The organism is Micromonospora fluostatini, from assembly GCF_050410825.1.
GTDB lineage: Bacteria > Actinomycetota > Actinomycetes > Mycobacteriales > Micromonosporaceae > Micromonospora > Micromonospora rosaria.
This window is the reverse complement of sequence record NZ_CP191251.1, coordinates 7,031,658-7,044,644: the sequence shown is the minus strand read 5'-3', so window position 1 is coordinate 7,044,644 and position 12,987 is coordinate 7,031,658. Positions and strand designations below refer to the sequence as shown.

Genomic DNA, 12,987 nt, shown 5'->3' with positions numbered 1-12,987 from the left:
ACCGACATGCTCGACTCGTACGCCCCGCCGCAGACGGAGATCGGCGTGACCCGGCTGGCCGGCGCGATCGGCGCCGAGATCACCGGGGTGGACGCCGCCGGCCCGCTCGGCGACGACGTGATCGCCCGGATCCGGGCGGCGCTGCTGGAGCACAAGGTGGTGTTCCTGCGCGACCAGCGCCTCGACTACGCCCGGCAGGTGGAGTTCGCCCAGCGCTTCGGCGAGCTGACCAAGGGGCACCCGATCTTCGCGCCGCCGCAGGAGAAGCCGTACCTGCGGGAGATCGACTCGGCCCAGGGCACCCGGGCCAACCACTGGCACACCGACCTGACCTTCGTCGACCGGCCCCCGGCCCTCGCCCTGCTGCACGCCGTGGTCATCCCGCCGGTGGGCGGGGACACCATGTGGGCCAACGCGGTCGCCGCGTACCACGCCCTCCCCACCGAGCTGCGCGACCTGGCCGACCGGCTGCGGGTGGTGCACAGCAACGACTCCGACTACACCGACGCCACCGTGGTCCGCGACAAGCTCGACTACGTCTCCACCATCTTCGAGACCGAGCACCCGGCGGTCCGGGTGCACCCGGAGACCGGGGAACGCGCCCTGGTCCTCGGCGGCTTCGCCACCCGGATCAGCGGCCTCAGCCCGCAGGCCTCCCGGGACGTGCTGCGTGCCCTCCAGGACTACGTGACCAGGCCGGAACACACGGTACGCTGGCGCTGGCGCGTCGGCGACCTGGCGATCTGGGACAACCGGGCCACCCAGCACTACGCCATCTACGACTACGGCACCGCGCACCGCCGCTGCGAACGGGTCACCGTCTCCGGTGACGTGCCGGTCGGGGTGGACGGCCGGCCCGCCGTCGTGCTGCGCGGCGACATGTCCCGGTACTCGGGCCCCGACCACTGACCACGCCGGACGTCCCGGCGCGGGCGAGGGCACCCGCCGTGCCGTCGCCCGCGCCACCGGCGTCCGTCCGTCCCCGCCCGGCCCGCCCCGGAGTGTGAGGTCCCCCGTGAGCACGATGCAGCAGTCCGCCGTCCGGCCCGACCCGGCCGGCCCGCCGTCGCCCGTCCGGGCCCCCTCGCTGGTGGCCCTGGTGTTCCTGCTCGGGGTCGGCCCGTTCGCCACGGACACCTACATCGCCGCCCTGCCGGAACTGCAACGCTCGCTGTCCACCAGCGCCACCGTCGCCCAGCTCACCCTCACCGCGTTCATCGTCGGGCTGGCCGCCGGGCAGCTCCTGCTCGGCCCGCTCAGCGACGCGTGGGGGCGACGGCGGCTGCTGCTGGTCGGCTGCGCGCTGTTCGCCCTCCTCTCCGTGGTCTGCGCCGTCGCCCCGAACGGCCCGGTGCTGGTGACGGCCCGGCTGCTCCAGGGCGTCGTGGCGGGCGGCGGGGTGGCGCTGGCCCGGGCCACGGTGACCGACACGCACCGGGGCGACCGGGCCGCCGCCACCTTCGGCCTGATCTCGTCGATCACCTTCCTCAGCCCGGTCGTCGCCCCGGCCGTCGGCGGCCTGATCCTGGCCCACGGCACCTGGCGTACCGTCTTCGCCGCCCTCGCCGGGCTCGGCGTGGCGATGTTCGTCGCGGTGCTGCTCGGCATCCGGGAGACCCTGCCCCCGCACCGCCGGCAGCCCGCCGGGCTGCGCCAGACCGGCGCGCGGATGGCCGACCTGGCCCGGGACTGGGCGTTCATGCGGCACGTGGTGCTGGTCTGCCTGGCCACCGGCGGGTTCTTCATCTACATCGGCGGCTCGTCCTTCGTCCTCCAGTCCGCCTTCGACGTCAGTCCGTCGACGTACACCGTCGTGTTCGCCACCAACGCCGCCGCGATGGCCGGGGCCGGGCTGCTGTTCCGGCTGCTGGTGCTGCGGGTCGGGGCGGTCCGGCTGCGGACCGTCGGGGTGGTCGCCTCGACCGTGGCCGCGCTGGGCCTGCTGGGCGCCGCGCTGGCCGACCCGGCGACGGTGCCGCTGGCCGTACCGTGGGCCCTGCTCTGCGTCGTGGTGGGCGGGATGGGCTTCACCATGCCGGCCACGACGGCGCTCGCCCAGGAGGCCGGCCGCCGCTCCGCCGGCACCGCCGCCGCGCTCCAGGGCGGCCTGAGCTTCCTCACCGGGGCCCTGGTCACCCCGCTGACCGGCGTCTTCGGGTACGACTCGCTGCTGCCGATGGCGGCCTCGATGAGCGTCTTCTTCGTCGCCGCCGCCGTCCTGCTGTACCTGGTCCGACCCCGGCCCGCCCCGGCCGCCTGAGCCGCGCCGACCGTCGTACCCGACTCCCGTCGGCGGTACCAATCCGGGCAAGTCGGTGTGTCCTACGCCACGATTCTGACCGATCGGTCAGGGTCTGACCGATCGGTCAGGCATCCTGGTCGCCGGGAGGTGGCCGGATGGCACGGGCGGTACCGGAGACCCACGACGAGATTCTCGCCGCGGCGGCGCGGCGGTTCGCCGTGTCCGGGTACAAGGGCACGTCGTTGCAGGACATCGCCCGCGAGGTGGGCTGCTCCAAGGCGGCGGTGCTCTACCACTTCGCCAGCAAGGAGGCGCTCCTCGGGGAGCTGATGGCGCCCGCGATCGCGGCGTTCCACGCGATGGTCACGCGATTCGACGGGTTGACCGGGGCCGGGGCCCAGCGGGCCGCCGTCGAGGGCTTCGTCGACCTCGCGGTGCGGTTCCGCCGGGAGATCGCGCTGCTCCGGGGGGACCTGCCCGAGCTGCTGCACCACCCCGAGTTCACCCACGTCCGCCAGGGCACCGACCGGCTGATCGAGGCGCTCGCCGGCTCACCGCGGCCGGCCGCCCGGGTCGCCGCGCTGGTCGCGCTGGCCGGGATCGCCCACGCCTGCCCGGAGTTCGGCGACCTGCCGGACGAGGAACTACGCCCCGCCCTGCTGGCGGTTCTCGGCCGGGCCGTCGAACCACCCGACTGACCGCCTCCGGTGGACCGGCCCCGACCGGTCACCGGACCGAACGACCGACCCAACCAACCCCGAGGACAAGGATCTCCATGGCGACCCTGTTGTACCGGCTCGGCCGGGCATCGTTGCGCCGTCGGCGACTCGTCGTCGCCGTCTGGCTCGTCGTACTCGTCGGCCTCGGCCTCGCCGCGGCGACGCTGCGCGGCCCCATGTCGAGCAACCTCTCGATGCCCGGCACCGAGTCGCAGCGCGCGATCGACCTGCTCGCCGAGCAGTTCCCGGCCGCCAGCGGCGCCACCGGCACCATCGCGGTCAAGGCCCCGGGGGAGGGCGGACTGGCCAGCCCGGAGGGGCAGGCGGTGGTGCAGGGCCTGGTCGACGAGGCGTCCCAGGTGCCCGGGGTGGTCGCGGCGGTGAACCCCCTCCAGGCGGGCGCCGTCTCCCCCGACGGCCGGTACGGTTTGGTGCAGGTGCAGTTCGCCGACCGGGCGGACAGCATCACCGACGAGCAGCGCGAGGCGTACGGCAAGGTCGGCGCGGCGGCCGAGGCGCAGGGCTGGGAGGTCGCCCCCGGCGGTGAGGTGCTCGCCGCCGTACCGGAGGTCGGCTCCACCGAGGCGCTCGGCGTCCTGGTGGCCGCCGTCGTCCTGGTGATCACCTTCGGTTCCCTGGTCGCCGCCGGGATGACCATGCTCAACGCCCTGATCGGCGTCGGCGTCGGCATGGCCGGCCTGTACGCCCTGAGCAACGTCTTCGAGATGACCGACGTCACCCCGATCCTGGCGCTGATGCTGGGCCTGGCGGTCGGCATCGACTACTCGCTGTTCATCACCTCCCGGCACCGGCAGAACCTCCTCGAAGGGCTGGAACCGGACGAGGCGGTCGGTCGGGCGGTCGGCACCGCCGGCTCGGCCGTGGTCTTCGCCGGGGCCACCGTGGTCATCGCCCTGGCCGGGCTCTCCGTCGTCGGGATCCCGTTCCTCAGCGCGATGGGCCTGGCCGCGGCGGGCACCGTCACGGTGGCCGTGCTGGTCGCGATCACCCTCCAGCCCGCCCTGCTGGGCTTCGCCGGCCACCGGGTGCTCTCCCGCAAGCAGCGGGCCGCCGTCGCCGGCCAGGCCGGCGACCCGGCGCGGGCGGTCCCGGCCGAGGACCGCACCACCTTCGGTTTCCGGTGGGCGCACTGGATCACCCGGCTGCGCATCCCGGTGATCCTGGTCGGGCTGATCGGCCTGGGGGCGCTCGCGCTGCCGGCCCAGGACATGCGCCTGGCCCTGCCGGACGACCGGACCGCACCGGTCGACTCGCCGGCCCGGGCGAACAACGACCTGATCCGGGAGGGCTTCGGACCGGGCTTCACCGGTCGGCTCGCGGTGGTCGTCACCGGTGACCAGCCGCAGGCCGTCCAGGCGTCGATCCCGCAGGTCAGCCAGGCGATCCAGGGCACCGGCGGGGTGATCGCGGTGGCTCCGGCCCAGTTCAGCCCGAGCGGGAACACCGCCCTGCTGGCGGTCATCCCGCAGGCCGGGCCGACCGACCCGGCCACCGAGGACCTGGTCCACGACATCCGCGCCGCGGTGGCCGACGTCAACCAGGTCGACGTGCTGCTCACCGGGGTCACCGCCGTCGGCATCGACGTCTCCGAGAAGCTCGCCGACGCCATGCCGGTCTACCTGGTGCTCGTGGTCGGCCTGTCGATCCTGCTGCTGATGCTGGTGTTCCGGTCGATCCTGGTCCCGGTGAAGGCGGCGCTGGGCTTCCTGCTCACCGTGGCGGCGACCTTCGGCATCACGGTGGCGGTGTTTCAGGAGGGCACGCTGGCCGGGCTGGTCGGGCTGGACACCCCCGGCCCGCTGATCAGCTTCCTACCGATCCTGCTCATCGGCATCCTGTTCGGTCTGGCCATGGACTACGAGGTCTTCCTGGTCTCCCGGATGCGGGAGGACTTCGTCCACGGGGACACCGCCCAGCAGGCCACCATCAACGGCATGGGGCACGGCGCCCGGGTGGTCACCGCCGCCGCCCTGATCATGATCGCGGTCTTCGGGGGCTTCGTCTTCTTCCTGGAGGACCCGGTGATCAAGTCGATCGGCTTCGCCCTCGCCATCGGCGTGGCGATCGACGCCTTCGTGGTCCGGATGACCATCGTCCCGGCGGTGATGTCCCTGCTCGGCAAGAAGGCCTGGTGGCTGCCGCGCTGGCTGGACCGGATCACGCCGAACGTCGACATCGAGGGCGAGAAGCTGCGCGCCCAGCTCGACGAGCACACCCCCGTCCGGGCGTAACCGCGACACCGGCCCGAGCGGCCCCCGTCACCCCCGTGGTGACGGGGGCCGCGCCACGTCCGCCTCGGCCGCGTCCCGGGTCAGCTCGGACCCGGCGGCTGCCGCCCCCTCACACCCCGGCCGGCCAGGTCTCCAGCTCGCCGGGGGCGACCAGGGCGGGCAGCGGGTGCAGCGCGACGGCCTCGTCGCACCAGATGAACCCGTCGTACCGCTGCGCCAGCCGGGTCGGCACGTAGTTGCCCCAGGACTCGAAGCTCGGGTCGTAGACCACCCCGATCGCCCGGTGGTCCACGGTGTCGGTCACCCAGCCCGGCTGGTCCGGGCCGCCGAAGACCAGCACCGCCCGCTCCGGCAGCAGCTCGTGCATCCGGTGCTCCACCGAGCCCGGCCGGGCCGGTGGCACCACCATCGTCTCGGCGGCCGACCCCCACCGGGGCGCGGCGACCACCGTTCCCCGGTACGCGCCCAGCCCGACCAGGCAGACCGCGCCGGCCCCGTGCCGTTCCCGGGCGAGCTGCCCCAGGTTGACCATCCCGTCGGCGGCCATGTCGGTGGCCCGCGCGTCCCCGACGTGGGTGTTGTGCGCCCACACCACGCCCCGGGCGTCCGGGCCGTACCGGTCCAGCAGCCGGTCCAGGGTGTCGGCCATGTGCACGTCCCGCACGTTCCACGACTGCGGCCCACCGCCGACCATCGCCCGGTAGTAGCGCTCCGCGCCGGCCACCACCTCCGCGTTCTGCCAGGCGGAGAAGCTGTCCGGGCCGTCCGAGGAGGCGTGTTCCCGGGTACGGGCGAGCAGCCGCACCACCTCCTCCTCGCACCGGGCCGAGACGAACCGGCTGGCCAGGCCGTACTCCTCGACCCGCTTGCCGTACGGCTCGAAGCACCGGTACGCCTCCTGGGCCGCCTCCAGCGAGTCCGGATCCTCCTCGCCCAGGTAGTCGAAGATCGCCTGCATCGACTCCCAGAGGCTGTACACGTCGAGCCCGTGGAAGCCGGCCCGGCCCGCCTCGGGTCGCTCCAGGTTCCACGCCCGCAGCCACCGGCAGAAGCGCGCCACCTCGGCGTTCGCCCACATCCAGGTCGGCCAGCGCTCGAACCGCTCCAACGCGGTACGCGGGTCCGCCGCGCCCCCGGCGGCGCCGACCACCGAGCGGTGCACCCGGTCGCAGTCCGGCCAGTCCCCCTCCACCGCCACGAAGGAGAAGCCGCACTCGGCGATCAGCCGCCGGGTGAGCTGCTCCCGCAGCCGGTAGTAGTCGTGGCTGCCGTGCGTGGCCTCGCCGATCATGACCACCCGGGCGTCCCGGGCCCGCGCCAGCAACGGGTCGAAGTCGCTCGGCACGCCGAGCCGCTGTACCAGCATGGTCGCGGCTACCCGGCGCCCACGGCGGCAAACCGGTGTGCGACGCGGCGGAGCGGGTACCCGGCACCCATGACCGTCACCGGGGCCCAGTTGCAGGAGTACCTGGCCGGGCTCGACTACCCGGTCTCCCGGGCGGACCTGGTCCGCTGGGGCCAGGAGAACGGGGCCAGCACCCCGCTGTTGCAACTCCTCCAGGCGTTGCCGGCGGAGAGCTTCGACTCCCCCGCCGACCTCGCCGACGCCCTCGCCACCCGCACCTGACGGGGTGGCCGGCCGGGTCAGGCGTCGACGGTCCGGCCGGTGGCGCGGGCGGTCTCGGCGGCGGTGAGCACGGCGACCACCTCACGGCCGAACCGGACGTCGCAGCGGTGGTCGCGGGTCCCCGCGTCGATCTCCTCCAGCAACTGGTCGATCGCCACCCCGAACGCGGTCAGCGAGCTGCCGTCGCCCGGCGGGGCGGTCTCCACGCCGTTCTCGCCGTAGAACACGGTGTCCCTGCCGATCGCGTCGGGCGGGGCCTCCAGGGTGAGCGACACCGTGCTGGTCGCGCCCCCGTCGTGGGTGAGCAGCAGGTTCACCACGCCCCGCGTCCCGTCCATCGCGGCCACCCGGGTCACCCGGCCGAGCACCGGCAGCAGGATCGACAGGGCGTGCGGGCCGACGTCCCAGAGCGCGCCGTGCTGGTGCCGCCAGGCGGAGTTCTGGTAGGGGCTGCCGGGCTGCAGGATCGACCCGTACCGGACCGCGTGGGCGGTGTGCCAGCCACCGGCGGCGGCGGTCGAGGCGAGGAAGGCGGCGACGTCCGGGTGGAACCGGCCGGTGAAGAAGACCACCGAGGCGACCCCCGACTGCCCGGCGGCGGCCACCACCCGGTCGGCGTCGGCCAGCGTCAACGCGAGGGGCTTGTCCAGCAGCAGGTGCCGGCCGGCGGTGGCGGCCCGGTAGGCGATGTCGGCCTGGACGTCCGGCGGCAGCGCGACCGAGACCGCGTCGACCGCCTCGATCAGCGCGTCGGCGTCGGGGTAGGCCGGCACCCCGTGCCGGTCGGCGAGCGCGGCGGCCTTCTCCGGGTCGCGGCCCCAGACCCCGGCGAGTTCGGCGCGGGGGTGCGCGTCGAGCGCGGCGGCGTGGGTCTTCGCCGCCCAGTGGCCGGTGCCGAACACGCCGAACCGCAGCACGGGTACCCCCTGGTGTCGTGGTCCGCCACCGGACGCGGCGGTCGCGCTCCACGCTAGTGCCCGGACCCGGCCGGCGGGGCGGCGGGCCGACACAGTCCCCCCGAAGGCCGGCACCCCCGACACCCGGAGGCCGGCGACCGCCGCCACCGTCGGCGAGTACTACGACGCTTAGTAGGCTGTGCCGGTGACCGAGGCAACGACCGGGGTTCCCCGGTGACCAGCCCAGCCGCGACCGGCTCGCCGGTGGACGGCGTCCTGGCGACGGTGACGATCGTGCTGTCACTCGTCCTCGCGGGGTGGGCGCTGGTGGCGACGCTGCGCCACCGGCCGCCGGACCGGGTGCAGTTCGTCGGCCTGGCCCTGCTCGAAGTCGGGCTGCTCGCGCTGACCGTGGTGGCGCTGGTCGCGCTCGGCGGCGGGGAGCGACCGGGCGAGCCGGGCGCCTTCTTCGGGTACGTGGCGACGCTGGTCTGCCTGCCGCCGCTGGCGGCGGTGCTGGCCCGGATGGAGCCGACCCGCTGGGGTTCGGCGATCGTCTGCGCGATCTGCCTGGTCACCCCCGTGGTGGTGGTCCGGTTGCAGCAGACCTGGGAGTTCGTCGGCGCGGGGGGTTCCGGTGGCTGATCCGGTGCGGCCCCCGGACGGTCCGGTGGAGCCGCCCCCGGGCGGGGCGACGACGGAGGGACCGCCGGCCACCAACCGGGGCCCCGGCCGGCTGCTGATCGCGGTCTACCTGCTGTTCGCCATCGCGGCCACCTCGCGGGCCGGGCTCCAGATCGCGACGCGGCTCGCCGAGGCGCCGGTGGCGTACCTGCTCTCCGGGCTGGCGGCGGTGATCTACATCGTCGCCGCCGTGGGGCTGGCCCGCGCCGGGACCGGCGGACGTCGGACGGCGCTGGTCTGCTGCCTGGTGGAACTCGCCGGGGTGCTGGGCGTGGGCGCGCTGAGCCTGGCCCGACCGACGCTCTTCCCCGACGAGACGGTCTGGTCGCAGTTCGGCAGCGGCTACGGCTACATCCCACTGGTGCTGCCGGTGCTCGGCCTCGCCTGGCTCTGGCGCACCCGGGACCGCGCGGTCTGACGCCCGGTCCCGGCGGCGCGCTGCGGGCCGGGTCAGTCCTTCGGGCCGCCCGCGACGTAGACGACCTGCCCGGAGACGAACGACGCCCCCTCGCTGACCAGGAACGAGATGGTGTGCGCCACGTCCTCCGGGCGACCGACCCGGCGGACCGGGATCTCCGCCTCGGCGTGCTTCTGCAACTCGGCGAAGTCGATCTTCATCCGGGCGGCGGTGGCGGCGGTCATGTCGGTGACGATGAACCCGGGCGCGACCGCGTTCACCGTCACCCCGAACGGGCCCAGTTCGATGGCGAGGGTCTTGGTGAAGCCCTGCATCCCCGCCTTGGCCGCCGCGTAGTTCGCCTGGCCCCGGTTGCCCAGCGCCGACGTGCTGGACAGGTTGACGATCCGGCCCCACCGCTGCTCGACCATGTGCCGCTGGGCGGCCTGGCTGAACAGGAACGCGCCGCGCAGGTGCACGGCCAGGACGGTGTCCCAGTCGGCGTCGGTCATCTTGAACAGCAGGTTGTCCCGCAGCACCCCGGCGTTGTTGACCAGCACCGTGGGTGCGCCCACCTCGGCCGCGACCCGGTCCACGGCCGCCTCGACCTGCGCCCGGTCTGCCACGTCCGCCCCGACCCCGATCCCCCGGCCACCGGCGGCGGTGATCGCGTCCACGGTCTCCTTCGTCGCCGACTCCTCGATGTCGACCACGGCGACCGTCAGGCCGTCGGCGGCCAGCCGGCGTGCGGTGGCCGCCCCGATGCCGCGCGCGGCTCCGGTGACGATGGCGACGCGGGGCTCCTCCGACATGACTACCTCCCGGTAACACGACTGGTCGAAGGAGCTTAACCCCGGCCGAGCCGGATCCACCGGTACCCGTATCCGGCCACCCGCAGGGCGTCCAGCTTGCCGACGTCCTCGTAGGACCGGTCGGTCAGCACGTCGATCGGCAGGTCCGCCTCGGCGGCCAGCATGCCCAGGTCCACCACGGCGTCGTCGGTGCCGAGGTTGTGCAGGAAGACCATCGTCCCGGTCGGCCCGTCGGCACGGTGCGCCAGCACGCCGGACGGCATCGGGATGTCGATGTGGGTGGTGGAGCCGGAGCCGATCTCCGGGCACTCGCGGACGGTACGGATCATCCGCTCGAACCAGGAGAGCAGCGAGTTACGGTCCTTGCGCTGGGCGGTGACGTTGACCTTGCGGTAGCCGAACTCCCCGGTGTCGATCACCGGGCGGACCAGCTTCTCCGGCTCCGCCGTGGAGAACCCGGCGTTGGGCTGGTACGACCACTGCATCGGGGTACGGATCGCCTCCCGGCCGGGCAGGTCGAGGTTCTCCCCCATGCCGATCTCCTCGCCGTAGCGCAGCACCGGGGTGCCCCGCAGGGAGAACTGCAACGAGTACGCCAACTCGATGCGCCGCCGGTCGTTGCCGAGCATGCTGGCGAACCGGCGGCGGATGCCCCGCTCGTAGATCCGCATCTCCTCCTCGGGGCCGAACTGCTCGTACACCTGCTCGCGCTGGTCGGCGGTGAGCCGGGACAGGTCGATCTCGTCGTGGTTGCGCAGGAAGGTGGCCCACTGCCCGCCGGTGGGCAGGGTCGGGGTGTCCCGCAGCGCCTCGATCACCGGTTCCGGGTCGCGGCGGGCCAGGGCCAGCATCAGCCGCCCGTTGAGCATGAAGTCGAAGAGCATGTGCACCCGGTTGCCGGAGCCGCCGCTGTCGCCGAAGAACTGCGGCAGCTCGTCCGGCTCCACGTTCGCCTCGGCCAGCAGGACGGCGTCACCCCGGCGCCACTGCACGTGCTGGCGCAGCTCGGTCAGGTACCCGAAGTCCTTGGTCCCGTCGGTGTGGCCGGGCTCGGTCAACTCGATGATGAACGGCACCGCGTCCATCCGGAACCCGGCGACCCCGAGCTGGAGCCAGAACGACATGATCTTCTTGACCTCGGCGCGGACCGCCGGGTTCCGGAAGTTCAGGTCCGGTTGGTACTTGTAGAACCGGTGGTAGTACCAGGCCTTGGCGGTGCGGTCGTAGGTCCAGGTCTCGTGCTGCTCGCCGGGGAAGACCATGCCCTGGTACCGGTCGGCCGGCTCGTGGTCGGACCAGACGTACCAGTCCCGGTACGGCGAGTCGGGCGAGGAACGGGCGGACTGGAACCACGGGTGCTGGTCGGAGGTGTGGTTGACGACCAGGTCGATGATCACCCGGATGCCCCGGTTGCCCGCCTCGTGCAGCAGTTCCGCGAAGTCGCCGAGGGTGCCGAAGCGCGGGTCGACGGCGTAGAAGTCGGTCACGTCGTAGCCGTCGTCCTGGTTGGGCGACGGGTGGATCGGGTGCAGCCAGAGGCAGGTCACGCCCAGCCTGGCCAGGTAGTCGAGGCGGCCGATGAGGCCCCGGATGTCACCCACCCCGTCGCCGTCGGAGTCCGCGAACGTGTCGATGTCGAGGCAGTAGACGACCGCCTCCTGATACCACCTGTCGCCCATGCGGCAGTCACTTTTCCTGATACCGGGCGCGGCAAACGCGAGCGCCCAGCAACCCCGCCCGCTGACCCTCGTCAATGGGCCGCGAACGGGCCGGACGGGCGGGAGCGGGCTCCGGTACGGTCGCGGCATGAGCCCGGACCTGGTACCTGCCGCCCACCCCGTCGACTGGTCCCAGGGGGTGTGGCTGAACCCTCCGGTCAGCGCCGAGCCGACCCCGGAGGGCGGCCTGCGGGTGCAGCCGGGCAAGGGCGGGGACTTCTGGCGGCAGACCAGCTACGGGTTCGTCCACGACAACGGGGAGGCCCTGCTCGCCCCGCTGCCCGTCGGGCAGGCCGTCGAGGTCGACTTCCGGATGGACTTCACCGGGCAGTTCGACCAGGCCGGGGTGCTGGTCCGGGTCGACGAACGGAACTGGGTCAAGACGGGGGTGGAGTTCTGCGACGGCCTGCCCCAGGTCGGCGCGGTGGTCACCCGGGAGATGTCGGACTGGTCGACGGCCCCGGTGCCGGGGTGGACGGGCCGGCTGGTCAGCGTCCGGGTCAGCCGGGCCGGCGACGCGCTGACCGTCCGCGCCCGGGTCGACGGCGAGCCGTGGCACCTGGTCCGGCTGGCCCCGCTGGCGCCGGAGGCGACCGCGCTCGCCGGCCCGTTCTGCTGCGCCCCGACCCGGGACGGGCTCACCGTCCACTTCACCGCCTGGCGACAGGGCCCCGCCGACCACGACCTGCACCCGCCGACTGAGGTGTAAGGAAGGGCCCCCTGTTAACCCTTTCGGTAGAGGAAGGGCCCCTTCTTAACGCCCGGGGCCGCCGGTTCTTAACGGCCGGGGCCGCCGGCGGGGTGTGACCGGGCGGGGGCAGGGTACTTCAGCGTGATCCCCGGCCGCCTTCGTCACCGTGCGGCCGTCGCCACCATCCGGCCGCGCGGAAGGACGCCCCGCCCATGGCACTCGCCGAGAACGTCGAGCCGAGCGAGCTCGGTGGCCTGACCGGCTGGGTGGCCGGCGTGATCGAGTCGGCCGGCGCGCTCGGGGTGGCGCTGCTCGTCGCGCTGGAGAGCATCATCCCGCCGATCCCCAGCGAGATCGTCCTGGCGATGGCCGGCTACCTGGCCGGCGAGGGCCGGTTCAACGTGGTGGTGGTCGGGCTGGCGGCGACCGCCGGGTCGCTGCTCGGCGCGCTGGTGCTCTACTGGGTGGGCGCGGTGCTCGGCGAGGACCGGCTGAAGCGGTGGCTCGACCGGATCCCGCTGGTCGACCTCGACGACCTCGAACGCGCCGACCGGTGGTTCGAACGGTACGACCGCTGGGCGGTGCTCTTCGGGCGGATGATCCCGGTGGTCCGCAGCCTGGTCTCCGTCCCGGCCGGGGCGAACCGGATGCCGCTGACGGAGTTCGTCCTGCTCACCACGCTGGGCAGCGGCATCTGGAACGCCCTGTTCGTCGGGCTCGGGTACACCCTCGGCTCCCGCTGGGAACAGGTCGACCAGTACAGCAGTTGGTTCGACTACGCCATCATCGCCCTGATCGTCCTCATGATCGCCAACTGGGCGGTGAAGAAGATCCGACGCCGCCGCCGTACCCGCCCGCACGCGGGCTCGACCTCCCGCTGACCCCCGCCACCCCATCGGCCGACGCACGTACCGGCCGGCCGGGTGTACCGGCCGGCCGGAGGTTAGGA

At 73.5% G+C, this 12,987-nt stretch carries 13 protein-coding genes; 9 read left to right on the top strand and 4 right to left on the bottom strand.

Translation table 11 applies throughout. The features are described 5' to 3' along the window. Positions 1–6: 6 nt before the first annotated feature. The 4 genes from ACQUFX_RS31550 to ACQUFX_RS31535 all read left to right on the top strand — a co-directional run bounded on the left by ACQUFX_RS31550 (position 7) and on the right by ACQUFX_RS31535 (position 5,213). Complete coding sequence (locus ACQUFX_RS31550) at positions 7–909, top strand: TauD/TfdA dioxygenase family protein (protein WP_428963773.1); 903 nt, start codon at positions 7–9, stop codon at positions 907–909. Between the two features lie 115 nt (positions 910–1,024). Next, positions 1,025–2,260 (top strand): multidrug effflux MFS transporter, encoded by a 1,236-nt coding sequence (locus ACQUFX_RS31545; protein ID WP_428967138.1) that lies wholly within the window; start codon positions 1,025–1,027, stop codon positions 2,258–2,260. A 137-nt stretch (positions 2,261–2,397) separates the two neighbouring features. Then, positions 2,398–2,940 carry a TetR/AcrR family transcriptional regulator gene (locus ACQUFX_RS31540; RefSeq protein WP_428963772.1) on the top strand — a complete coding sequence of 181 codons (543 nt, stop codon included), beginning with the start codon at positions 2,398–2,400 and terminating at the stop codon, positions 2,938–2,940. Between the two features lie 77 nt (positions 2,941–3,017). Beyond that, complete coding sequence (locus tag ACQUFX_RS31535; RefSeq protein ID WP_428963771.1) at positions 3,018–5,213, top strand: MMPL family transporter; 2,196 nt, start codon at positions 3,018–3,020, stop codon at positions 5,211–5,213. A 109-nt stretch (positions 5,214–5,322) separates the two neighbouring features. Here ACQUFX_RS31535 and ACQUFX_RS31530 read toward each other — a convergent pair whose 3' ends face one another. After that, positions 5,323–6,579, bottom strand: a complete 1,257-nt coding sequence (locus tag ACQUFX_RS31530) for an erythromycin esterase family protein (protein WP_428963770.1) — start codon at positions 6,577–6,579, stop codon at positions 5,323–5,325. A gap of 69 nt (positions 6,580–6,648) precedes the next feature. Between ACQUFX_RS31530 and ACQUFX_RS31525 the strand changes: the two genes are divergently transcribed. After that, entirely contained in the window at positions 6,649–6,840 is a 192-nt protein-coding gene (locus tag ACQUFX_RS31525; protein ID WP_428963769.1) for a DUF2795 domain-containing protein, read from the top strand. Between the two features lie 17 nt (positions 6,841–6,857). Here ACQUFX_RS31525 and ACQUFX_RS31520 read toward each other — a convergent pair whose 3' ends face one another. Beyond that, positions 6,858–7,757, bottom strand: coding sequence for a Gfo/Idh/MocA family protein (locus ACQUFX_RS31520; protein WP_428963768.1), 900 nt, complete (start codon positions 7,755–7,757; stop codon positions 6,858–6,860). Positions 7,758–7,970: 213 nt separating this feature from the next. Here ACQUFX_RS31520 and ACQUFX_RS31515 point away from each other — a divergent pair, with 213 nt between their 5' ends. After that, a complete protein-coding gene (locus ACQUFX_RS31515; protein ID WP_428963767.1) occupies positions 7,971–8,381 on the top strand; it encodes a hypothetical protein in 411 nt (136 codons plus the stop codon). 25 nt (positions 8,382–8,406) lie between these two features. Beyond that, positions 8,407–8,838, top strand: a complete 432-nt coding sequence (locus tag ACQUFX_RS31510; RefSeq protein ID WP_428967137.1) for a hypothetical protein — start codon at positions 8,407–8,409, stop codon at positions 8,836–8,838. A 32-nt stretch (positions 8,839–8,870) separates the two neighbouring features. On the opposite strand, the gene fabG is transcribed toward ACQUFX_RS31510, so the two are convergent. Then, positions 8,871–9,629 carry a 3-oxoacyl-ACP reductase FabG gene (fabG, locus tag ACQUFX_RS31505; protein ID WP_428963766.1) on the bottom strand — a complete coding sequence of 253 codons (759 nt, stop codon included), beginning with the start codon at positions 9,627–9,629 and terminating at the stop codon, positions 8,871–8,873. 35 nt (positions 9,630–9,664) lie between these two features. Continuing rightward, positions 9,665–11,308 carry an alpha-amylase family protein gene (locus ACQUFX_RS31500; protein ID WP_428963765.1) on the bottom strand — a complete coding sequence of 548 codons (1,644 nt, stop codon included), beginning with the start codon at positions 11,306–11,308 and terminating at the stop codon, positions 9,665–9,667. Between the two features lie 127 nt (positions 11,309–11,435). On the opposite strand from ACQUFX_RS31500, the gene ACQUFX_RS31495 reads away from it, so the two are divergent. Then, a complete protein-coding gene (locus tag ACQUFX_RS31495; RefSeq protein ID WP_428963764.1) occupies positions 11,436–12,056 on the top strand; it encodes a DUF1349 domain-containing protein in 621 nt (206 codons plus the stop codon). Between the two features lie 194 nt (positions 12,057–12,250). Further along, positions 12,251–12,919: a DedA family protein gene (locus ACQUFX_RS31490; protein ID WP_428963763.1), complete on the top strand. Its 669-nt coding sequence runs from the start codon at positions 12,251–12,253 to the stop codon at positions 12,917–12,919. Positions 12,920–12,987: the final 68 nt, after the last annotated feature.

Excerpts from the sequence above, each read along its gene's own strand:
- ACQUFX_RS31550 (WP_428963773.1), top strand. The coding sequence starts at position 7 with ATGCTCGACTCGTACGCCCCGCCGCAGACGGAGATCGGCGTGACCCGG.
- ACQUFX_RS31530 (WP_428963770.1), bottom strand. The coding sequence starts at position 6,579 with ATGCTGGTACAGCGGCTCGGCGTGCCGAGCGACTTCGACCCGTTGCTG.
- ACQUFX_RS31535 (WP_428963771.1), top strand. The coding sequence starts at position 3,018 with ATGGCGACCCTGTTGTACCGGCTCGGCCGGGCATCGTTGCGCCGTCGG.
- ACQUFX_RS31545 (WP_428967138.1), top strand. The coding sequence starts at position 1,025 with ATGCAGCAGTCCGCCGTCCGGCCCGACCCGGCCGGCCCGCCGTCGCCC.
- ACQUFX_RS31540 (WP_428963772.1), top strand. The coding sequence starts at position 2,398 with ATGGCACGGGCGGTACCGGAGACCCACGACGAGATTCTCGCCGCGGCG.
- ACQUFX_RS31525 (WP_428963769.1), top strand. The coding sequence starts at position 6,649 with ATGACCGTCACCGGGGCCCAGTTGCAGGAGTACCTGGCCGGGCTCGAC.
- ACQUFX_RS31495 (WP_428963764.1), top strand. The coding sequence starts at position 11,436 with ATGAGCCCGGACCTGGTACCTGCCGCCCACCCCGTCGACTGGTCCCAG.
- ACQUFX_RS31490 (WP_428963763.1), top strand. The coding sequence starts at position 12,251 with ATGGCACTCGCCGAGAACGTCGAGCCGAGCGAGCTCGGTGGCCTGACC.
- fabG (WP_428963766.1), bottom strand. The coding sequence starts at position 9,629 with ATGTCGGAGGAGCCCCGCGTCGCCATCGTCACCGGAGCCGCGCGCGGC.
- ACQUFX_RS31500 (WP_428963765.1), bottom strand. The coding sequence starts at position 11,308 with ATGGGCGACAGGTGGTATCAGGAGGCGGTCGTCTACTGCCTCGACATC.